The sequence below is a fragment of the Shewanella marisflavi genome (assembly GCF_023283925.1).
Taxonomy (GTDB): Bacteria; Pseudomonadota; Gammaproteobacteria; order Enterobacterales; family Shewanellaceae; genus Shewanella; species Shewanella marisflavi.
In genome coordinates this window covers 26,190-47,750 of record NZ_JAKIKX010000003.1, presented here as the reverse complement: position 1 = coordinate 47,750, position 21,561 = coordinate 26,190, and the positions used below count along the sequence as shown (strand labels likewise).

At 50.4% G+C, this 21,561-nt stretch carries 20 protein-coding genes; 4 read left to right on the top strand and 16 right to left on the bottom strand.

What is annotated here, in order from left to right:
* Window positions 1-8: 8 nt before the first annotated feature.
* From parC to nudF, 7 genes are all read right to left on the bottom strand, one after another.
* Window positions 9-2,276: a DNA topoisomerase IV subunit A gene (parC, locus tag L2712_RS07795; protein WP_088903766.1), complete on the bottom strand. Its 2,268-nt coding sequence runs from the start codon at window positions 2,274-2,276 to the stop codon at window positions 9-11.
* The gene (locus tag L2712_RS07790; protein ID WP_052125552.1) at window positions 2,273-3,382 is read right to left on the bottom strand and encodes a PQQ-dependent sugar dehydrogenase; all 1,110 of its coding nucleotides are present in this window, start codon (window positions 3,380-3,382) and stop codon (window positions 2,273-2,275) included. The genes parC and L2712_RS07790 overlap by 4 nt, the downstream gene beginning before the upstream one ends.
* Window positions 3,383-3,478: 96 nt before the next feature.
* Window positions 3,479-5,365, bottom strand: coding sequence for a DNA topoisomerase IV subunit B (parE, locus tag L2712_RS07785; protein ID WP_033538762.1), 1,887 nt, complete (start codon window positions 5,363-5,365; stop codon window positions 3,479-3,481).
* Between the two features lie 48 nt (window positions 5,366-5,413).
* A complete protein-coding gene (locus tag L2712_RS07780) occupies window positions 5,414-5,992 on the bottom strand; it encodes a YqiA/YcfP family alpha/beta fold hydrolase (protein WP_033538763.1) in 579 nt (192 codons plus the stop codon).
* A 175-nt stretch (window positions 5,993-6,167) separates the two neighbouring features.
* Window positions 6,168-7,007 (bottom strand): 3',5'-cyclic-AMP phosphodiesterase, encoded by an 840-nt coding sequence (gene cpdA, locus L2712_RS07775; protein ID WP_033538764.1) that lies wholly within the window; start codon window positions 7,005-7,007, stop codon window positions 6,168-6,170.
* A gap of 9 nt (window positions 7,008-7,016) precedes the next feature.
* Entirely contained in the window at window positions 7,017-7,463 is a 447-nt protein-coding gene (locus tag L2712_RS07770; RefSeq protein WP_033538765.1) for a DUF1249 domain-containing protein, read from the bottom strand.
* Window positions 7,460-8,068 (bottom strand): ADP-ribose diphosphatase, encoded by a 609-nt coding sequence (nudF, locus tag L2712_RS07765; protein ID WP_248977423.1) that lies wholly within the window; start codon window positions 8,066-8,068, stop codon window positions 7,460-7,462. Before nudF ends, L2712_RS07770 begins: the two co-directional genes overlap by 4 nt.
* Before the next feature lie 284 nt (window positions 8,069-8,352).
* Here nudF and tolC point away from each other — a divergent pair, with 284 nt between their 5' ends.
* The gene (gene tolC, locus L2712_RS07760; RefSeq protein ID WP_033538779.1) at window positions 8,353-9,678 is read left to right on the top strand and encodes an outer membrane channel protein TolC; all 1,326 of its coding nucleotides are present in this window, start codon (window positions 8,353-8,355) and stop codon (window positions 9,676-9,678) included.
* A 74-nt stretch (window positions 9,679-9,752) separates the two neighbouring features.
* Here the strand turns inward: tolC and L2712_RS07755 are convergent, their stop codons facing one another.
* Genes L2712_RS07755 through L2712_RS07745 form a run of 3 tightly spaced genes read right to left on the bottom strand, consistent with a single transcriptional unit; the run spans window position 9,753 to window position 11,967 of the window.
* Window positions 9,753-10,511 carry a TIGR04219 family outer membrane beta-barrel protein gene (locus L2712_RS07755; protein ID WP_033538780.1) on the bottom strand — a complete coding sequence of 253 codons (759 nt, stop codon included), beginning with the start codon at window positions 10,509-10,511 and terminating at the stop codon, window positions 9,753-9,755.
* Between the two features lie 4 nt (window positions 10,512-10,515).
* A complete protein-coding gene (locus L2712_RS07750; protein ID WP_033538781.1) occupies window positions 10,516-11,487 on the bottom strand; it encodes a DUF2333 family protein in 972 nt (323 codons plus the stop codon).
* Between the two features lie 12 nt (window positions 11,488-11,499).
* Entirely contained in the window at window positions 11,500-11,967 is a 468-nt protein-coding gene (locus L2712_RS07745) for a copper chaperone PCu(A)C (protein WP_033538782.1), read from the bottom strand.
* Between the two features lie 49 nt (window positions 11,968-12,016).
* Between L2712_RS07745 and L2712_RS07740 the strand changes: the two genes are divergently transcribed.
* Window positions 12,017-12,754 (top strand): enoyl-CoA hydratase, encoded by a 738-nt coding sequence (locus L2712_RS07740; protein ID WP_248977422.1) that lies wholly within the window; start codon window positions 12,017-12,019, stop codon window positions 12,752-12,754.
* Between the two features lie 13 nt (window positions 12,755-12,767).
* On the opposite strand, the gene L2712_RS07735 is transcribed toward L2712_RS07740, so the two are convergent.
* The 6 genes from L2712_RS07735 to L2712_RS07710 all read right to left on the bottom strand — a co-directional run bounded on the left by L2712_RS07735 (window position 12,768) and on the right by L2712_RS07710 (window position 17,369).
* The gene (locus tag L2712_RS07735; protein WP_248977421.1) at window positions 12,768-13,127 is read right to left on the bottom strand and encodes a hypothetical protein; all 360 of its coding nucleotides are present in this window, start codon (window positions 13,125-13,127) and stop codon (window positions 12,768-12,770) included.
* Window positions 13,128-13,145: 18 nt separating this feature from the next.
* Entirely contained in the window at window positions 13,146-13,352 is a 207-nt protein-coding gene (locus L2712_RS07730; protein WP_033538785.1) for a PspC domain-containing protein, read from the bottom strand.
* Between the two features lie 162 nt (window positions 13,353-13,514).
* On the bottom strand, window positions 13,515-13,793 hold the full coding sequence (locus L2712_RS07725; protein WP_088903762.1) for a hypothetical protein: 279 nt from the start codon (window positions 13,791-13,793) through the stop codon (window positions 13,515-13,517).
* Window positions 13,794-14,091: 298 nt separating this feature from the next.
* Complete coding sequence (gene dusA, locus L2712_RS07720; RefSeq protein WP_248977420.1) at window positions 14,092-15,081, bottom strand: tRNA dihydrouridine(20/20a) synthase DusA; 990 nt, start codon at window positions 15,079-15,081, stop codon at window positions 14,092-14,094.
* Window positions 15,082-15,264: 183 nt separating this feature from the next.
* Entirely contained in the window at window positions 15,265-15,927 is a 663-nt protein-coding gene (locus tag L2712_RS07715) for a single-stranded DNA-binding protein (protein ID WP_248977419.1), read from the bottom strand.
* 74 nt (window positions 15,928-16,001) lie between these two features.
* Window positions 16,002-17,369, bottom strand: coding sequence for an MFS transporter (locus tag L2712_RS07710; protein ID WP_033538789.1), 1,368 nt, complete (start codon window positions 17,367-17,369; stop codon window positions 16,002-16,004).
* 202 nt (window positions 17,370-17,571) lie between these two features.
* Here L2712_RS07710 and uvrA point away from each other — a divergent pair, with 202 nt between their 5' ends.
* Window positions 17,572-20,397, top strand: coding sequence for an excinuclease ABC subunit UvrA (gene uvrA, locus L2712_RS07705; RefSeq protein ID WP_248977418.1), 2,826 nt, complete (start codon window positions 17,572-17,574; stop codon window positions 20,395-20,397).
* Window positions 20,398-20,505: 108 nt separating this feature from the next.
* Window positions 20,506-21,498, top strand: coding sequence for a M20/M25/M40 family metallo-hydrolase (locus tag L2712_RS07700; protein WP_248977417.1), 993 nt, complete (start codon window positions 20,506-20,508; stop codon window positions 21,496-21,498).
* Window positions 21,499-21,561: the final 63 nt, after the last annotated feature.

Here is a 21,561-nt window from a genome sequence, read left to right as displayed (position 1 = left end):
TCAATTCACTAGAGCGTGGGTTCATCCTCGCCCAACTCTACCTTGTCCACGCGCTGTAACCCTCTAGGCAACTTGGCGCCCCGACGGCCACGCTCGCCGCGGTAATGCTCAAGATCGCTCGGCTTAAGAGTCAGCTTACGCTTACCCGCCCACAGGGTCACCGCGGTATCTTGCGGCACAACATGTAGGTGCACCAACAACTCTTCACGGCTCTTGGCCCTGTCACTCGGGATACCTATGATCTTATTGCCCTTCCCCTTAGCCAGTTGCGGTAAGGCATCGACAGAGAAGAGCAACATACGCCCTTCGTTGGTGATCGCCAAAATCGACTCACTACGGCTCTTATCTACCCGTTTCGGTGGCAGCACCTGGGCATTGGCCGGCAGACTCAGTAACGCCTTACCTGCCTTGTTGCGCGACACCATATCCTTATAGTCGCCGATAAAGCCGTAGCCTGCATCAGAGGCCAGCAGGAAGCATTGGCCATCTTCACCCAGCAAGGCATGAACCATTGACTCCCCAGGAGACAACTGGAAGCGAGTCGTTACTGGTTCCCCCTGGCTTCTGGCCGATGGCAGGGTGTGGGTATCGGTGGCAAAGGCGCGGCCTGTGGAACCGATAAACACAGTAGCATGATTGCTCCGCCCCGAGGCGGCGCAGAGGAAGCCATCACCCGACTTGTAAGAGAGTGCCGTTGGGTCGATGTCATGCCCCTTGGCACAACGCACCCAGCCTTTCTCAGACAATACAACAGTTACCGACTCGGCTGGTACCAGCTCCTGCTCTGACAGGGCACGAGATTCGCTGCGCTCAATCAAAGGTGAGCGGCGCTCATCGCCATAGGTTTCGCTGTCTTGCTTTAACTCTTTCTTGATCAGGGTCTTCATGCGGCGATCTGAACTCAGCAACTGCTCAAGTTTCTCGCGCTCAGCTTCCAACTCGCTCTGCTCAGTCTTGATCTTAAACTCTTCCAGCTTCGCCAGGTGGCGCAGTTTAAGGTCTAAGATGGCATTGGCCTGTTCTTCCGTCAGCTTGAAACGGGCCATCAGCTCGGCTTTCGGATCATCGTGATAACGAATGATCTCGATCACCTCATCAATATTGAGGAAGGCGATCATCAAGGCTTCTAAAATATGTAGTCTTGCCAATACCTTATCTAATCTATGTTCCAGACGACGTCTGACCGTGGTCAATCTGAACTCCAACCACTCGGTCAATAGCTGTTTCAGCCCCTTGACCTGGGGTCGCCCGTTAAGCCCCAATACATTGAGGTTAACGCGGAAGTTCTTCTCAAGATCTGTGGTGGCAAACAGATGAGCCATCAGTTGATCGCAATCGACACGATTGGAGCGCGGCACAACCACGATACGCACCGGGCTTTCATGATCCGACTCATCACGCAGATCGGCCACCATAGGCAATTTCTTCGCCTGCATCTGAGCGGCTATCTGCTCCAGGATCTTACCGCCGCTAGCCTGATGGGGCAGCGCGGTGATCACTATCTCACCCGACTCTATGGTGTAAACGGCACGGGTCTTGATTGAACCGCGACCCGTGTCATAAATCTTGGCGATATCGGCCTTAGAGGTGATGATCTCCGCCTCGGTCGGATAATCCGGGCCGGGCACAAACTCCATCAAACGCTCGAGATCGGCTTTAGGGTTATCGATCAACTCGACGCAGGCATTGACCAACTCACGGGCATTATGGGGCGGCACATCGGTCGCCATGCCCACGGCAATCCCCGTGATGCCGTTTAGCAAAATATGTGGCAAGCGCGCAGGCAATACCAGCGGCTCTTTCATAGTACCGTCGAAGTTAACTCCCCAATCGACAGTACCTTGGCCCAGCTCGCTCAGCAATACCTCAGAAAACTTTGAAAGACGCGCCTCGGTGTAACGCATTGCCGCGAATGACTTAGGATCGTCCGGTGCACCCCAGTTTCCTTGACCATCCACCAGCGGATAGCGATAGGTAAAAGGCTGCGCCATCAATACCATGGCTTCGTAACAAGCGCTGTCACCATGGGGATGGTACTTACCCAAGACATCACCCACAGTTCTTGCCGACTTTTTGTGCTTCGACTGAGCCGTCAGGCCCAGTTCGCTCATGGCATAGATAATACGGCGCTGAACTGGTTTCAAACCGTCACCTATGTGCGGCAAGGCGCGATCCATGATGACGTACATTGAATAGTTCAGATACGCTTCTTCGGTGAAACGTCTCAATGGCATCTGTTCGACGCCATCGAGGCTTAAATCTATCGCATCACTCATTGGTTAGGATCCTGTTGTTCACTCGCTTCACTTTCTTCGCTCGCGTTCTCTTTATAAAACAGGCGATACACATTGCCTTTCAAATCGTCTGAAATGTACATGGCACCATCTGGCGCCATAATTAAGTCATAGGGCCTGGCGACAGGAAACTCACCATCAAGAAAGCTCACTACCGTCTGGCGCTTGCTGATCTGTTGACCTTCCAGGGTCAACATGGTGACCTGATAACCTATCTTACTGGAACGATTCCAAGAGCCATTTTCTGCCACAAAAAGCTGTTCTCTATACTTCTCAGGAAAGCTATTGCCGCGATAGAACTCAAGCCCCATGGGTGCCACGTGAGCCGGTAGCTCAAAGACGGGCCGGGTGACTTTGAGCCCTTTGGGTTTCTCGTAGGCAGGTTCTAGTACGCTACTGGCATGGATATAGGGAAAGCCATAGTGAGCACCTATGGTATCGACACGGTTAATCTCATCTGGTGGCAGTCGGTCACCCATCCAGTCGCGGCCCAAGTCGGCAAACCACAGCTTGTTATCACCAGGGGCCCAGTCAAAACCTGTGACGTTGCGGATCCCTGTTGCTATCTGCTCACTGCTGCCAGTTTCTAGATCGATGGCAATGATACTACCAAAGGGCGCATGGGCCTCGCAGACATTACAAGGGGCACCTATAGCGACATAGAGACGACCATCGGGTCCAAAACGCATTGCCCTGCGGCTCTTATTGGTCTTACCCGGCAGGCGATCATAAATCTCTTTACCACGGCCTGGGCGTCGCAGACGGTTCTCTATATCGACATAGCGTAGAATGCGTTCCTCTTCGGCGACGTACAGGTCACCGTTATGAAAGGCTATCGCCTCTGGGTATTCCAACCCTTTGGCGACCACATAGCGCTTATCGACTCGGCCATCGGCATTGCTATCGACCAAGGCCTGAATGGTACCCGCCTTATAGGAACCGACAAACAGAGTACCCTCATCACCCAACGCCATCTGCTTGGCGTCACCAAGGTCAGAGGCATACAGGGATAATCCAAACCCTTTGGTGACAGTGATCATGATAGGTTGTTCGGCTCTCACGCCGAGCGTCACCCCAGTCGCCATCATGGCAAAAAAAGTACTCAGAAAATAAAAACTAACTCTTTTTTTATGCATTATATTAAGCTTGTCTAACAAATTATCTTTTTTATTTTAATGACATAGCTATAGCTGGGCTAAGTCGCCTTTGGTTTCTAACCAGGTCTTGCGATCACCTGAACGCTTCTTCGCCAGCAACATGTCCATGATAGCCATAGTGTCATCGGCGTCGTCTATGGTTAACTGTACCAGCCTTCTTGTGTTGGGATCCATGGTGGTTTCCCTCAGCTGTAAGGGATTCATCTCACCCAAACCTTTGAATCGGGTCACTTGTACCTTACCCTTTTTCTTCTCGGCGGCGATGCGATCTAAAATGCCCTGCTTCTCGGCCTCATCCAGGGCGTAATACACCTCTTTACCCACATCGACCCTAAACAGTGGTGGCATGGCGACATAGATATGTCCCTTCTCCACCAACACCTTGTAATGCTTCATAAACAGGGCGCACAGCAAGGTTGCAATATGCAGTCCATCGGAATCGGCATCGGCAAGAATACAGATCTTACCGTATCTCAGTTCAGAAATATCTTCGCTGTCAGGATCGCAACCGATCGCCACCGAGATGTCATGCACCTCTTGCGAGGCCAGTACCTGCGACGCATCCACCTCCCAGGTATTAAGGATCTTACCGCGCAGCGGCATGATCGCCTGAAATTCACGATCTCTCGCCTGCTTGGCGCTGCCGCCGGCCGAGTCACCCTCCACCAGGAAGAGTTCGCCTCGCATAGGATCTTGGCCACTACAGTCGGTTAACTTGCCCGGTAGCGCAGGGCCAGAAGTGACCTTCTTACGCGCCACCTTCTTGGCTGCTTTCAGGCGCTTCTGGGCATTGCTGATGCACATCTCGGCCAAGGCTTCGGCCTGATCTGTATGGGTGTTGAGCCAGAGGCTAAAGGCATCACGCACAATCCCCGAGACAAAGGCCGCGCTTTGACGGCTAGAAAGCTTTTCTTTGGTCTGCCCGGCAAACTGAGGATCTTGCATCTTTATCGATAAGATGAAACTGCTGCGATCCCAGATATCTTCTGGTGACAGCTTGATCCCCCGAGGGATCAGATTGCGAAACTCACAAAATTCACGCATCGACTCAAGCAGGCCCTGACGGAAGCCATTCACATGAGTGCCCCCCAGCGGGGTCGGGATCAGATTCACATAACTCTCGTTGAGTGAATCCCCCCCTTCGGGAAGCCAGGTAATGGCCCAATCAACCGCTTCGGTATTACCCGTCATGCTGCCGATAAATGGCTCTTCGGGCAGGGTCACAGCACCCTGCGTCGATGACTTAAGGTAATCGGTGAGGCCACTCTCGTAGCACCACTCCTCAACATCACCCGTCTGCTTATTAGTAAACTTAATTCGTAACCCAGGGCAAAGCACCGCCTTGGCCCTAAGCAGATAGATAAGCTTAGGGATAGAGAAATTGGCTGAATCGAAATAGCTGGCGGTTGGCCAGAAATGCACCCGCGTACCGGTATTGCGGCGACCGCAAGTACCTGTCACGGTGAGATCTTCCACCTTATCGCCATGCTCGAAAGCCATATCATAGATCTGGCCGCCACGACGCACAGTGATCTCGACACGATTAGACAGGGCGTTCACAACCGAGATACCGACCCCATGAAGGCCGCCAGAGAATTGATAGTTATTGTTGGAAAACTTACCGCCGGCGTGAAGCTTAGTCAGGATGAGTTCGACCCCGGGAATGCCCTCTTCCGGGTGGATGTCGACAGGCATACCTCGACCATCGTCGATCACCTCTAACGAGTTATCTTTATGCAGCACTACATCAATCTTGGTCGCGTGTCCCGCGAGGGCTTCATCGACACTGTTATCGATAACCTCTTGCCCCAAATGATTTGGACGCGTGGTATCGGTATACATACCGGGTCGACGTTTTACCGGATCGAGTCCATTGAGGACTTCAATTGCATCTGAAGTGTATTGGTTAGTCATAGCGCACACAGTATATTGTTATTCAGGCCATGTTGCGGCCCTACATGTCTATTTGTCAAGAAACAGGAATCGACAGATCCCCTCCATCTGCTGTTGATATCCGACAAAGCTGTGATCACCACCTGCTTCAATCAGCATCTGACAACATTGGTATTTATTCACTGCTTGCCGATAATCGAGCACTTCATCCCCTGACTGCAGTAACACAAGAAAACGGTCTGGATGCTGAATCGCGGGTGTATCATACTTGGCGACCTCCAACTTGTGCTCGGGTAAAATTTGATAAGCTTGATCTGTGTAGGGATTGTACTGGGGACCGAGAAACTCATCAAACAGCTCAAAAGGCTTCACGGCAGGGTTAACTAATACGGCTCGGCCGCCATAGCGTTCGACCAGATAACTGGCAAAGTAGCCCCCAAGGGATGAACCAATAAAACGCAGAGACTCACCCTGAGCCAAGGCCTGCTCAACCAGATCGATTAACATCTCCATCGCCGCTTCAGGTGTGGCTGGCAATTGTGGTTGAATAATTTTGAGCTGTGGAAAGTGCTTGGCTATATATTGGGCCGTTACCACGCCTTTATCTGACTGTGGTGAACTATTGAATCCATGAATATAGAGCAGCATATTTCCTCGACAGCGATTGATAAAACGGCAAATCAGGCCCGCCGATACGAAGCACCATAGGATAAGTGGCTCCATACGGCACCGGCATCAAGATGCTAACATCGGCGACGCAATTAACCAAATATTAACGCTCAATAATAGACAAGGCCCGCATTGTCTAGCGGGCCTTATAAGCCTAGTAACCGCTCGATTCGTGATCTGGTGAAAACTTATTTCCAGGCACCCGATAGACATTGGTCAAAATAGAACCGTCGGGCCTGAGCTCGAGCAGGCGATAACCCGGCTGCTGAGCATCGAGGGCAAAATAGGGAGACTTAGGCTTAAACTGAATACAGGTCGACGGGGTCGCCATCAATCGCAGCGGCCCGCTATTTCCAGCATAGACCTGATCTAACCCCTGATGCACATGGCCCCACAACAAGCCCTTGACCTGAGGCAGTGACGATACCCGGTCGAGAAACTCCTCGCCATTGTCCATACAGTGTTGATCCAACCACTTGCAATCCACCAGGATAGGATTGTGATGCATAGCTAAGAGCGTGTGTTTATCGGGATGGGCAGCCACAGCCTCTTCGATAAATGCCATCTCACTGTCGGCCATATGCCCACCAGGTTTACCCCTAACGGTGGAGTCCAACATGATAATTTGCCACTTTCCCAACAGGATCCGCCTATCACCATAGACCCTAGGGCCCTGCATATGCAGATTCATGATACGCGGGTCGTCATGATTGCCAGGCAAATAATGACAAGGAAGATTGAGTTTTTCGATGGCTGCCACAAAGTTGTGGTAAGACTGGTTTGAATAATCTTGGCTAATATCACCAGTTGCCAACAGGAGGTGTGCCGGGTACTCAACCGCTTTTATTGTGTTTAACACAGCATCCAAGCTATGTGCGGTGTTGACACCCAACAACTGCGCTTCGGGATCAGCAAAAAGATGAGGGTCCGTCACCTGAACCAGCTTAACGCTCTCATCGTGATCAATAGAATAAGAGATAGCCTCTTTTAGCACATTAAAACCCTAAGATTCGGACTGACAAATAACTCGGGCATGGTTGTCAATCATGAGTAGCTCTTCAAGAAAAGCATTTACCTGATACTTTTCGTCTCTATGGTACATACGTATATTCGGGTAATCATATACTGGTCTTAATCGATAAATCTGTCGACTAGTTAACACTTCTGCTAATTTAGCGTCATGGTAAACACGTACTACAACTTTAGGAGTATCAACATATTGCACCATATCCAGCGTTCGGGATATCTCGACTAATTGAGTGTATTGAGTGTTTTCCAGCAGCCGCACCTCTAGGCAACCGAAATCGCCTTCGACCTGCCAGCACTCTCCCTGCTCACAATTGGCTGGCAGCCAGCGTAAGATATTAAAGTAGTTGCGACTACACAGGGCAAGAAATCGACTCACATTGACCTGATAGTCCTGCTTGCGCTTATTTAACGACACACTCACTTGGTTGACCTTAAGTTTTGATAATGTAACTGCAGCCACTGCAAGCCAATAACAGTCGAGGCATTGTTGATGATGCCGTCACACAAGAGTTGATAAGCAGCCTCTCGCGGCATCACATGCACCTTAATATCCTCATGCTCCTCATCCAGCCCGTGCAGGCCATCAGCCTGACAAGCATCGACCTTGGCCCAGTAGAAGTCAAACCTTTCACTGGTACCACCAGGGCTTGAAAAATACTGACTGACATAGTGCATCTCACTGGCCACCAATCCTGATTCTTCTTGCAGCTCACGATGGGCGACCTGCTCTGCCGACTCGCCCGTCTCAATCATGCCGGCAACTAATTCTAGCAGCCAAGGCGTAGGTGCGGCCTCCAGGACAGGAATACGGATCTGTTCAATCAGCACTACCTTGTCGGTCACGGGATCGTAGGGTAAGACTACCACGGCGTGGCCACGCTCGAACACTTCACGCACCACCTCCTGACTCCAGCCTCCGGCAAACAGCCTATGCTTGAATCTGTACTCTTCCATGCGAAAAAAGCCCTGGTAAAGGGTTCTTTTGCCCAACATTTGTACATCATCATCGGTGAATTTCTGGCTCATATCACATCCCACGATTTTGTTAGTGATTGCTTATCCCAAAGGGCTCACAATATAGCATGTTGATCGCTAAAATTTGCAGACTTACAGTTAAAAACTGTTACACTTCCTAGTTGACTTAAAAATGGTTAATTTCTTAATATCTTAACCTTAATAAGTTTAGATCTATGGGAAGCGTCGGGAAGCGCAAACCGCTTTTGAGCAAATGAATTGCCAGAAGCATCACTTAACTTTATTAAGTAAATGGCTCCCATCTAGGAGTATTTATGTCTAAAAAAGGACAGCTAATGAAATTTAAGATCCGCACCTTATGTGCAGCGTTGACGCTTGCAGCAACGACTACTGCCGTGCAGGCCGACGATCTCCTGCAGATATACCAGCAGGCCCTAACCAATGATCCTGTTGCGCTGCAGGCACAAGCACAGCGTGACCGTCTTTACGAGCAGATCGAAGAAAACCGTGCTCCACTCCTACCAACTATCAGTGCCAACATTGGCTATGGAAAAAGTTGGAGCAACGTTGATGATGACATGTACAACAGCGGCCTAGATGCAGGTGTCTCGCTGAGACAGGTCATCTACGATCACAGCGCCTGGGTCGGACTCGATCTTGCGGAGCTTGCCGCCTCTCAAGCAGACGCGGCCTATGCCTCGACACTTCAGTCCCTGATCATTCGTGTCACCAGTGCTTATTTCGATGTCTTAGCCGCGAAAGATAACTATGAATTTAAAGGCGCAGAAAAACGTGCTATCGAGCGTCAGCTTGAACAAACTAAACAACGTTTTGCTGTGGGCCTTACCGCCATTACAGACGTACATGAAGCCCAAGCCCAATATGACTTGGCCCGTGCATCTGAAATTCTGGCAGAAAACCAGCTGATCAACAGCTACGAAGCCCTGCGAGAAATCACCGGCATAGACCACAAGTCTATCGATATCTTAGATACCACACGCTTTACCGCGGTACCACCAACCCCAGGTAACCCAAGCGAGTGGCTAAAGATGGCCGAAACCAATAGTGTAGATCTGTTAACGACACGTATCGGTAAAGATATCGCTCAGCAAACCATTTCGCTTTTTAAGGCCGGTCATATGCCGTCATTAAGCCTTAATGCGGGTTACACCACCAATCTGGATCAGCAGAATCAGACGGGTAACTTGAACGATTATGACAATGCCAATGTCGGCTTGACCCTTAGCGTGCCTATCTTTGAAGGCTTTAAAGTCAGTTCCAAAGTCAATCAGGCTCAATACCAATACGTAGAAGCCAGTGAAAAAATGGAGCAGACTTTCCGCAAGGTAGTCAAAGATGTGCGTAACAACTTCAATAACGTTGGCGCTTCTATCAGCTCAATCCGCGCCTATGAGCAATCTGTGGTCTCTTCAGAAAGTGCGCTGAAAGCTACTCAAGCCGGTTTTGAAGTCGGTACTCGTACCATTGTTGACGTGCTCAACCGTACGCGTGACCTATACGACTCTAAGCGTCAGCTCTCTAATGCCCGTTACGGTTACATCAACTCTATCCTAGCGTTGAAACAGGCTACAGGCACATTGAGCGAAGACGATGTCATCGCCATCAATAACGGCCTAAAGGCACCAGAAGTCAGTCAGTAAGACCTCTGAAAGCAAGCCTTTAGACATAAAAAAACCGCCATAATGGCGGTTTTTTTTATGCTTGAAACAAGACGTTAGAAAACCAGTTCAAGTCCGGCAAAATAGCCTTTGAACTGCATATTGGCGGTCACACCATCGAAGTCATTCACGTCAAAGTTAAAGTCACGGTAACCGAAACGAATCTTAGTATCCAATGCCGTACCATCAAACGCCCAGCCTAGGCCCAGCTGATAGTCATAGACGCTACTTTCATCTACGCCCTGCATCACATCGGCAAAAACATACAAACCTATGCCAGGAATCCCCACTTCGGCGTTGGCATAGGCCATCACGACACCATCATCGAGATCTTTCTGTGAGTAGGCACCCACTACGCCAGATGGCGAGACCTGATGAACACGAAAAGAGCCATGCATCTTCTTATAGGCGGCACCAAGATCCAAAGCGACGATATCGTTATCTAGCAGCTCCCAATAAAGTACAAAATCGGTATTGCTCAGGTTACTCGCCGTAGTCACGTCGTCGTTAAACACGTTACCACCAAAAGCCCAGTCGCCACCGAGTGTTGCTTTACCATCGGCATCCAAACGGTTTTCGCGGATCTTAAAGTTTGGCACTAATGGAATTGGGTGCTCGATAGCAACCCATACACTGCCTTGAGATGAAGAGCTGTAATCAAACTCTTGTTGGGCTACTCCTTTTTGCGCAAAGGTGCCCTCTGCATCGGCTTCCCAATAATCACCACCCACTTTAAAACCAACAACTGTGGCCGCGTGTGCGGACGTCGCTGCTATAGACCCTAGCAGTGCACATGCAACTAGTGTTTTTTTCATCTATTTAGCCTTGAGTCAATAAGTTAGTTAAGTCAATCACCGCGGCATTTGCGCGGGAAATATAATTGGCCATCACGAGAGAATGGTTGGCCACTATGCCGAACCCAGATCCATTTAAGACAATTGGGCTCCACACAGACTGCTGAGTCTCTTCCAGTTCACGAATGATCTGCTGTAAGCTGACCTCAGCATTTTTCTTCTTCAGTACATCGGCAAAGTCGACCTCAATCGCCTTCATAAAATTAAGCAGTGCCCAGGTAGCACCACGAGTCTCGTAGAAGACATCATCTATCTTCCACCAACTGGTTTTAATCTGCTGGCTCGCAAGGTTAGGAGTCGATTGACTGGCTTCAGTCTCGCCAGCCAGATCGGTATTAATACGCTCCTGCCCGACACTGGCAGACAAACGCTGAGACATACTGCCCAAACGCTTCTGCACCTCTTTCAACCATTCATTTAAATTATCGGCACGAGCATAAAATTGGGCATCGGGATTATTGGTATCAGCAATGCGGGCGCGGTAGAGCTTCAGCAGCTTAATAGCGTCACGGTACTCGCCCTCGGCGCTAGGCACCAGCCAACTCGTGTGTTCGATATTCAGCTTGGAATGAGCCGCCAGTAGATCTTTATCGGCGGTAGACTGCGACTGTGAGCGACTAAACTCTTTGCGCATGATCAGCGCCAAGTCCCTCGCCTGCTCGATGGCGCCAAACTCGAAAGCGGGCATATTATCCATAAACAACGAGGGTGGCATGACATCATTGGACAGCCAACCGCCATTTTTATCCAGGAGTGTTTCCATGGTCAAAATCAAAGACGTCGTTGTCGCATAACCGACAATCTTATGGCCTGACTCATTATTGAGCTGATGAGGTTCTATACCATCGGGCTCAATGCTCCACCAAACGCTGATGATGTAGCCAATAAAAAACAATATGGCCACCGCTAGACTGACCCGTTTCCATGTTACCTGCATATGATTACTCCATTAATGGTGATGATGGTGCTCACCATCATCTTGTGTCGCTGCCGCTTGCTTGCTAACTGGAAGCGTCACTTGCTGCTCGCTGCCATCACTAAACTTTAGCCTTAACACCACTTCCTGTCCTTCGGTCAGCGGTTGTTTTAATCCTAACAACATCACATGATTCCCCGAGGGTTTCAACTCAAGGTTGCTGTGGCTCGCCAGGGTAAACTTAGGCAATTGACGCATCTTGATCACGCCATCTTCTTCGATCAGGGTATGTAATTGCGCTTCCCCCGCCACGTCGGTCTCGACACCAACCAGATCAAGATCTGGCCCGTGATTCATCAGGGTGAAATAGGCAGCAGTGTTAGGCACGCTCGGCGGCATGGCTCTGACATAGCCATCCACAAACATGACGTTTGCTAATACGGAAAATGAAGTGCATGATAGCAAGACGAAATTAAACGCTTGTTTGAAAATCTGTTTCAATGCCTTAAACTCCTTTTTAACCCCATTTGCCTATAAGGATTATTGACCAATGAGTACTATTCAATTTCAAGATGAGCAGGGCGTTCGCATCATCACGATCAATCGCCCCGACAAACGCAACGCGTTGAACCTTGAGATGTACACTCGGCTCACAGAATACCTTATCCAAGGGGAGTCCGACAACGGAATTAACGCCTTTCTGCTTAAAGGTGAAGGTGATTGCTTTACCTCTGGTAATGATGTTGCTGACTTTTTAAAAAATAGTGACTTAGGACCGAATCACCCCACCTTCAAGTTCCTGTTTACCCTACTTGATCTCACTAAACCTTTAGTCGCAGCAGTGGCTGGCCCATCAGTTGGGATTGGCACAACTTTACTATTGCATTGCGATCTTGTGTATGCCGACAACACGGCTAAGTTTCAGCTGCCCTTCATCAATCTAGCCCTAGTGCCAGAAGCAGGTGCCAGCCTATTACTGCCTCGCCTTGTTGGCCAGACCAAAGCCAATGAACTCTTGCTGCTAGGTGAACCTTTCGACGCTCAAAGCGCCCAAGCCATGGGGCTTATCAATCAAACAGTGCCAAGCGATGAACTCATGAATTACGCCTTGGCGCAAAGCATCAAGCTGGCACAGAAACCTCCTCAGGCACTCAAGATCAGTCGTCAATTGCTCCGAGGCGATAAGGCACTTATCAGAGAGCAGATGCTAAAGGAGTTAGAAGAGTTTGCCCTAAGATTACAGAGCGACGAGGCTAAGGCGAAGTTTAAGGCCTTTCTCAGCAAATAATGACTCAGCTTGGCTAGTCGACTCGACTGGCCAACCCGACTCCCCATGCGGCCAACAATAACAAAAGTAGTGACCAAAATAGGGAAAAACCCGCAAACATCATGGCGATGGCGCTTAATACGCAGAATGAAGAAACCAGGGCGATAAAACTAAATGCCAGTGTCAGCCATAAAAGTAAAATCAGTAACAGTGCGCTGACCAAGGCACTACTCCACAAACCAATATCTATCCATTGGGGCGATTCGAGAGTGATATAAAACCAGCTGACTTCAAAGTAATGGCCTAGTATCAGAATGGTCGCCGCGACAAAGGTAATGACTCCCAAGACCAAGAAGATATCCAGTGCTTTATGTAATACTGTACGTCCTTTCACACTATCATTCCCTACTTACTAATAACCGGGTTTCCACTTGGGCAGCACCAGCGCCAATACAAAATAAACCAATAACACTAAGGCGGGATTCATAAAGGCTGCAACCGCCCAAACCACTCGAGTCCACAGACAAGACCAGGCAAACTTATCCGCCGTCATCGCCGCGACACCACACACTATGCTACGGGGATTTTTCAGTCTTCTAACCAGATCATCGATATTCATAATGCTTGTCCTTACATCAAAAAACTCTTGAGCTTCCGCTATAACACCTTATGCCATTTCAACGTACAGACTAAGGTTGCGCAGAGCGCGAAGCTCAATACAGGGAGCAGTAATAGTGCTGCTAACTCAAACAGATAAGTCATAGTTATTCCTTAACCAGAGTTATTCCTTAACCATTGCACTCGTCATTGGCGCTTCTTCAGTTGTTGTCGTTGTTTCGGCCAACTTGACGTTGGTATCAAACAGTGATTCTGACAACTGCGCCTGCAGTGATAGGCTAAGTTCCTGCTGAGCGGTGGCCATCATCTCTTGCATTTGAGTGGCTAAATGACGCTCCAGCTTGGCGGTAATATCTGTTGGGATAAAGTCGTCTGCCGAGGCAGAGAAGCTAGCACCTACTAGTAGAGAGGCGATTAGCGATACTTTAGTTAGCTTGTTCATGATGTCTTCCTTTCCATTTCGTTTATGACATCTTAGACAATACAAAGGGTGTGCCAACTTTGGCGTTTAGACGTAATCAACTGATAAATAATCATTTATCTAAAAACAATGATTCGGTGAAGGATTTTTCAAGAAAAGCGAAAATCAACAAATAGTGAGTTTCACTACCCGCTGGTAATTTTCACTATTTTTGGTGGTTAGTTTAAATAATAAACAAAAAAAGCCACTAACAATGCAGTGGCTTCTTCCATGAGATATGGGTTAAACCCATACTAAATAAGGCTTATTTTATATCCGCCTATTTAGCATCCATGCTGGCACGCGCTTGATGCACGACCTCGATACCTGCGCCAGGCTTATGAGCGTTTTCACTCAAATAGCGACGCCAGGCCCGAGACCCCGGCTCGCCTTGATACAAACCTGTGATATGGCGAGTGATATGATTTAGTCGTCCGCCGGACAACAGATGTTTCTCTATATAAGGAATCATATTCTCCAAAACGGCATCTCTGCTCAACACAGGCTTATCCGAGCCACACAACTGCTGATCCACCTGCGCTAACATATATGGGTTCTGGTACGCTTCACGCCCTACCATGACGCCATCTAGCTGGGTCAAATGCTCGCCGCACTCAGCCAATGTCTTAACCCCACCATTGATGGAGATGCTCAGCTGAGGGTAATCCCGCTTGAGGCGATAGACCCTGTCATAGTCGAGCTCGGGGATCTCGCGGTTCTCCTTGGGACTGAGCCCCTGCAGCCAAGCCTTACGGGCATGAATAATAAAAGTGTCACAACCGGCCGCGCTCACCTTATCGACAAACTCAGTCAGAAATTCGTAGCTATCTAGGTCGTCGATACCAATGCGGGTCTTCACTGTTACCGGAATATCCACCACCTGATTCATCGCCGCCACGCACTCGGCTACCAGCTCAGGCTCAGCCATCAAGCAGGCACCAAAACGGCCATTCTGCACGCGATCCGATGGACAGCCCACATTAAGGTTAACCTCATCATAGCCGCGCTCGGCCGCCAGTTTGGCACACTTGGCCAGATCTGCAGGATTTGAGCCTCCTAGCTGCAAAGCAAGCGGGTGCTCTTCCAGGTTATAGGCGAGATAGTCACCCTTGCCATGAATAATTGCGCCGGTCGTCACCATCTCGGTATACAGCAACAACTCTGAAGACATGAGACGCGCGAAATAGCGATAGTGTCTGTCAGTCCAATCGAGCATGGGCGCAATGGAGAAAGTACGATTAATGGCAGTTGGCATAGTGGCAGATGACATAAATAAGGATAACCCAAGTTTAGCAGTGCCCTTCTAGGGGCTGGGCGCGCATTTTACACCGCATGGCGGCAAATGAACACTCCAGCGCGAGTATACAATCCCTGCATAACCACAGAGATTCGGGCGCTAAAAAGAAAAACCCTGCCAAGGCAGGGTTTTAACGAAACGATTGTCGACCTAATCCTAGAACGGGATATCGTCGTCCCAGCCATCATCCAGATCCGGCGTGAAGTTTTGCTGAGGCTGCGGCGCAGGACGTTGCTGCGGTGCTTGTTGCGGCGCCGCCTGTGGCTTAGGAGCGTAGGCTGGTGCCGCTGGTGCGCCATAACCTTGCTGTGGTGCCGCTTGCTGCGGCGCGCCATATCCACCCTGAGGTGCTGCGCCCGATGGCTGTGGTTGTGATTGTGGTTGTGCACGTGGCGCTGGAGCCGATTGCTGAGGCGCATACTGGTTCTGCTGCGGTGCACCATAACCTTGCTGACCACCTTGACCGCCTTGACCTTGAGCACGGCTATCAAGCATCTGCATCTCGTTGACATTGATCTCTGTCTTATAGCGATCTTGGCCTGTCTGCTGATCTTGCCACTTGCTGGTCTGCAGCTTGCCTTCAAGATAAACTTTTGAGCCCTTCTTCAGGTACTCACCGGCGATCTCAGCAAGACGACGGTACATTACAATGTTGTGCCACTCTGTACGTTCTTGCATCTGACCTTGTTGGTCTTTCCAAGACTCACTGGTCGCCACTGTAAAGTTGGCTACGGCGTTGCCGTTTGGCATGTAACGAACCTCGGGATCTTTCCCTAAGTTACCGACCAAAATTACCTTATTGACACCACGACTGGCCATTGAAATCTCCTGCGATAATCTTACAAATCTAAATTAAGTACACTTTAAACGAGCGACCTGCGGCCGATAAAGTGTTAATTGGAAGAGCCTAACACAGCTCGCGCCTGTCTCAAATCGAAATGCTCATCAACTTTCAAATAAGCGACCTTCTCCTCAAGTACCACAATGGCCTCGGCCACCCCTGGCAATTGCGATAGTTCAGTCGCCATCGCGCGAGCCTGATCTTTACCTTCCACCACTGCTTCAAGGGTATAGCTCTTTAACAACACAGGGTTTTGCATTCCCAGCGTTAGCAGTAACCAGATACACATCAATCCAAGCGCCACGGCAAAGACGCCCGCCGCCCCCAGTAACTGGTAAGCCCCACCGCCGAGCAAACCACCACAGAAGGCGCCGAGGAACTGACTGGTGGAATAGACCCCCATGGCCGATCCCTTGTCGCCCACAGGGCAGAATTTGGCGATCAGGCTAGGTAAGGAGGCCTCAAGATAGTTAAAACCGGTAAAGAAGAGCACCACGGCCACACTCAACACCATCAGACTATCGGCAAACATTGCCATGGCAGCTAAGGCGGCAATCATGATCATCAGCGCAACTTGAAAAGTCGCCTTAGTGTTTTTCTTTTTCACGCCTATGATGATCAGCGGCACCATCAGGAAGAAAGCGCCCACAAAGGCAGGGAAATAGAGCATCCAGTGCTTCTCTTTCACCAGACCGGCATCGACAAGATCCAGCGGCAAAGCAACAAACACTGCGGTTAATACCAGGTGAAGAATGAAGATCCCCGCATCCAAACGAAACAGTTGAGGATCGGTAAGCATCGCCTTGAGCTTAGCCGGCGCCGCGACCGTGTCGCCTTTAGGGGCCTGACTTATAGGTGTCGGCACTAGCAGCTGCACTATTACCATACCCAGCAGGGCAAGGCCTGCGGTCATGGCAAACAAGCCTGAAAGACCTAAATGCTCAGCCACAATAGGGCCAACCAGCAAAGATAAGGCAAAGGAGAAACCTATGCACATCCCTATGATAGCCATCACCTTAGTGCGTTGCTCATCCCGGGTCAGATCGGCAGCCAGCGCCAACACAGCCGCCGCAATCGCCCCCATTCCCTGCAGTGCACGACCAGCAACGACACCATAAATGGAATCGGCCGAAGCGGCCAACAAGCTGCCCAGCGCAAACACTGCCAAACCAATCAGAATGATAGGTTTACGGCCATACTTATCCGATAAGATCCCCATTGGGATCTGTAATATGGCCTGAGTTAATCCATATGCCCCGATGGCAACGCCTACCCATAAGGGAGAAAAGCCTTCAAGGTGTTGTCCGTATAACGCAAAGACAGGCATGATCATAAACAAGCCCATCATGCGCAGCCCAAATACACTGGCTAGTGAAAACGCGACTCTTTTCTCAGTCTTAGACAGTCCATTATTGGCCATTGTTCGCCCTGATCTGTATTCATAAATAAGTCGCGCAGTTTATCATGAAGCATGGAAATAGCTCAAAAAGAAAAGTAAAAGCTGCGACCAAAATGCACTATTACCATTCGCCTATCGCTAGATCACAAGCTTGGCTTTTCTATGACCTAACTCAATTTTTATGCGATAATCAGTCTCTTTTTCGGCACAACCAGAGAGACAGATGGACAAGATTGAAGTACGTGGCGCCCGCACCCACAATCTCAAAAACATCAACCTGACGATCCCCAGAGATAAGCTAATCGTGATCACTGGCCTGTCGGGTTCAGGAAAATCCTCACTCGCATTCGATACCCTCTACGCCGAGGGGCAGCGTCGTTATGTCGAATCCTTATCGGCTTATGCGCGCCAATTCCTAAGCCTGATGGAAAAACCCGATGTAGACCATATCGAAGGTCTGAGCCCGGCGATCTCCATCGAACAGAAGTCGACCTCACATAACCCGCGCTCTACCGTAGGGACCATCACAGAGATCTACGACTACCTGCGTTTATTGTTTGCCCGTGTCGGCGAACCCAGATGTCCGACTCATAACCAACCACTGGCGGCACAGACCGTTAGCCAGATGGTGGACAAGGTATTGGCACTGCCAGAAGGTAGCCGGCAGATGCTGCTGGCGCCGGTGATCAATGATCGCAAGGGTGAGCACGTTAAGCTGCTCGATAGCTTAGCCGCCCAAGGCTTTATTCGCGCCCGTATCGACGGCGAAGTCTGCGATCTGTCCGATCCTCCAACGCTTGAACTGCATGTGAAACACACCATCGAAGTGGTGGTGGATCGTTTTAAAGTGCGCGATGATCTGCAGCAGCGCCTAGCAGAATCGTTCGAAACCGCGCTGGAACTCTCAGGCGGTATTGCCACTGTCGCATCTATGGATGGTGACACCGAAGAATTGCTCTTTTCGGCCAATTTTGCCTGTACCCACTGTGGTTACTCTATGGCCGAGCTTGAGCCGCGCATCTTCTCCTTTAACAACCCGGCCGGCGCCTGCCCTACCTGTGACGGTTTAGGGGTGCAGCAGTTTTTCGATGCCGACAGGGTGATCACTAACACCGAACTGTCGCTGGCTGGCGGCGCCATTCGCGGCTGGGACAGACGTAACTTCTACTATTTCCAAATGCTTACCTCTTTGGCTGAGCACTATAAATTTGATGTCGAAGCCCCTTTCGAGAAGTTGAGCGCCAAAATACGCAATATCGTCTTGCATGGCTCAGGTAAGGAAAGTATCGCCTTCAAATACATCAATGATCGCGGCGACGTGGTGGTGCGCAACCACCCCTTCGAAGGGATCCTGAACAACATGGACAGACGCTACCGCGAGACCGAATCCAACTCGGTGCGCGAAGAGCTGGCCAAATATATCAATACCCAGGCCTGTCAGAGCTGTGGCGGATCGCGCCTGCGGGAAGAAGCCCGTCATGTGTTTATTGAAGACCTCAACCTACCAAGACTCACCGAGTGGTCTATCGGTGAGGCGATGGAGTACTTCGAACAACTGACCCTAAGCGGGCAAAGAGCCCAGATCGCCGAGAAGATCCTCAAAGAGGTGCGCGATCGCCTCGGTTTCCTGGTGAACGTCGGCCTTAACTATCTCAGTCTGTCACGCTCCGCCGACACTCTGTCTGGCGGTGAAGCCCAACGTATTCGTCTCGCCAGTCAAATCGGCGCAGGCTTAGTCGGCGTCATGTATGTGCTGGATGAACCTTCTATCGGCCTACACCAGCGAGACAACGAACGCCTGCTCAATACCTTGATCCACCTTAGGGATCTCGGCAATACGGTGATCGTGGTCGAGCATGACGAAGATGCCATTCGTATGGCGGATCATATTATCGATATCGGTCCGGGCGCTGGGGTTCACGGCGGTCAGGTGATCTGCGACGGTCCGCTAAAAGAGATCATTGCCTGTGACGACTCGATCACCGGCCAATATATCTCGGGCAAGAAGCAGATCCAGATAAGCGAAAAGCGCGCCCAGTACGATGCTAGCAAGGTCATAGAGCTATTTGGCGCTTCGGGCAACAACCTGAAAAACGTCGATCTCACTATCCCCGTCGGTCTGTTTACCTGTGTCACCGGGGTATCGGGCTCGGGCAAATCGACTCTGATCAACGATACCTTCTATAAAATTGCCCATCGCCAGCTGAACGGTGCCACGGTAGATGAACCCGCGCCCTATCAGAAAGTCACTGGTATGGAGCACTGCGACAAGGTGGTGGATATCGATCAGAGCCCTATCGGTCGCACGCCGCGCTCTAATCCGGCCACCTATACGGGAATTTTTACCCCAATCCGTGAGCTATTTGCCGCTACCCAGGAGGCGAGAACCCGTGGTTACAAGCCGGGACGTTTCTCCTTCAACGTCAAGGGCGGTCGCTGCGAGGCCTGTCAGGGCGACGGCCTGATCAAAGTGGAGATGCACTTCTTGCCGGATGTGTATGTGCCCTGTGACGCCTGTAAGAGCAAGCGCTATAACCGCGAGACCTTAGAGGTACGCTACAAAGGTAAGAACATTCATGAGGTGCTCGAGATGACGGTCGAGGAGGCGCGCGAATTTTTCGACGCCGTGCCAGCCATCGCCCGTAAGCTGCAGACGCTGATGGAAGTAGGTCTCTCCTATATTGGCCTTGGGCAGAGCGCCACTACCCTCTCAGGCGGCGAGGCCCAGCGGGTCAAGCTCGCCAAGGAGCTGTCTAAGCGCGATACCGGCAAGACACTCTATATCCTCGATGAGCCCACCACAGGTCTGCATTTCGCCGATATCCAGCTGCTGCTGGATGTGCTGCACCGCCTCAAGGCTCACGGCAATACTATCGTCGTCATCGAGCATAACCTGGATGTGATAAAGACCGCCGACTGGATCATCGACCTTGGCCCAGAAGGCGGCTCGGGCGGCGGCACCATACTGGTCAGCGGCACGCCGGAGCAGGTGGCAGAACATAAGAGTTCGCACACAGCCCGCTTCCTTAAGCCGCTGCTAAAGGGTTAATTCTAACTCAACCCTTCAAAAGCCAGCCTCACCGGGCTGGCTTTTTTGTTTCCTTTATTGAGCAAACCTCGGTAGGTTAGGAGTTTTCATCCAAAGGGTATCACTGAATTGACAACCCCTCTTGCCACAGACCCTGCTCGTCAGCTGATCCACTTGCTGCTTGTGTGCATAGTTACAGCGAGCCTAATGGGCTGTGCCAATACCCAGCCCACCTGCAGCGAAGAGTATCGTCTCACCTGGGCCAATCAACAAATGCTATATGAGCGGGTCGCCACGCTGAGTTCTCCGGTCTACATGGGGCGCAAGACAGGCACAGAAGGGGCCGTCCTCGCCCGAGGGTACATTATAGAGGCGATGCAGGGCGCAGGACTCACTCCTTGGCTGGGCAAATTTTCACACGATTTCGAATACAAGTATCAATTCAGTACTCGCATCGGCACCAATGTGATCGGCACGCTACCCGCCACCGCGCCCAGTGACCGCTGGCGAGTCGTGGTGGCCCATTATGATCACTTAGGCAAACAGGGCTCCAAACTCTATGGCGGCGCCGACGATAACGCATCTGGTGTCGCCGCCTTGCTGGAAATAGCTGCCCACATAGCCAGTCAACCAAGAGAAGCCAACCTACTGTTTATTGCCACTGATGCTGAAGAGCCTGGACTGTATGGTTCCAAGGCGTTTGTCGACAGTTTGATGGCGCCAGACACTCAGCTCGTGCCAGAACAGATCGAATTGGTGATCAACCTAGATATGATAGGCCGACCGGCACGTAACGCCCGCATCTATCTCGAGGGGCGTCGCGGATTTAGCCAATTCGACACCTTGAAGACTGAGCTGGAACAAACCGTCAACCTCTGTATTCGCGCCAATCATCCCCCCGAAGCGGGCAAAACCATTCAACGTATCGACTGGTTAAGAGCTTCAGATCATTATCCTTTTCATAAAGCAGGCATTCCCTGGCTCTACTTCGGGGTCCCACCCCATAAGGATTACCACCAACCTAGCGATGACATATCCAAGATAGATGTTAATTTTCTAGCCGCTGTTACGGAAACTGCCTACAAACTGTTAATAATTGATAGTTATCTTTTAAATAACTAATATAAAACACAGGGAATTTTGTATTTCTGAAAAATGTAACTCATTGTTAAATATCTGTTTAAA

Coding starts and splice junctions, on each gene's coding strand:
- parC (WP_088903766.1), bottom strand. CDS start 2,276: ATGAGTGATGCGATAGATTTAAGCCTCGATGGCGTCGAACAGATGCCA.
- L2712_RS07790 (WP_052125552.1), bottom strand. CDS start 3,382: ATGATGGCGACTGGGGTGACGCTCGGCGTGAGAGCCGAACAACCTATC.
- parE (WP_033538762.1), bottom strand. CDS start 5,365: ATGACTAACCAATACACTTCAGATGCAATTGAAGTCCTCAATGGACTC.
- L2712_RS07780 (WP_033538763.1), bottom strand. CDS start 5,992: ATGCTGCTCTATATTCATGGATTCAATAGTTCACCACAGTCAGATAAA.
- nudF (WP_248977423.1), bottom strand. CDS start 8,068: ATGAGCCAGAAATTCACCGATGATGATGTACAAATGTTGGGCAAAAGA.
- tolC (WP_033538779.1), top strand. CDS start 8,353: ATGAAATTTAAGATCCGCACCTTATGTGCAGCGTTGACGCTTGCAGCA.
- L2712_RS07755 (WP_033538780.1), bottom strand. CDS start 10,511: ATGAAAAAAACACTAGTTGCATGTGCACTGCTAGGGTCTATAGCAGCG.
- L2712_RS07750 (WP_033538781.1), bottom strand. CDS start 11,487: ATGCAGGTAACATGGAAACGGGTCAGTCTAGCGGTGGCCATATTGTTT.
- L2712_RS07740 (WP_248977422.1), top strand. CDS start 12,017: ATGAGTACTATTCAATTTCAAGATGAGCAGGGCGTTCGCATCATCACG.
- L2712_RS07730 (WP_033538785.1), bottom strand. CDS start 13,352: ATGAATATCGATGATCTGGTTAGAAGACTGAAAAATCCCCGTAGCATA.
- L2712_RS07725 (WP_088903762.1), bottom strand. CDS start 13,793: ATGAACAAGCTAACTAAAGTATCGCTAATCGCCTCTCTACTAGTAGGT.
- dusA (WP_248977420.1), bottom strand. CDS start 15,081: ATGTCATCTGCCACTATGCCAACTGCCATTAATCGTACTTTCTCCATT.
- L2712_RS07715 (WP_248977419.1), bottom strand. CDS start 15,927: ATGGCCAGTCGTGGTGTCAATAAGGTAATTTTGGTCGGTAACTTAGGG.
- L2712_RS07710 (WP_033538789.1), bottom strand. CDS start 17,369: ATGGCCAATAATGGACTGTCTAAGACTGAGAAAAGAGTCGCGTTTTCA.
- uvrA (WP_248977418.1), top strand. CDS start 17,572: ATGGACAAGATTGAAGTACGTGGCGCCCGCACCCACAATCTCAAAAAC.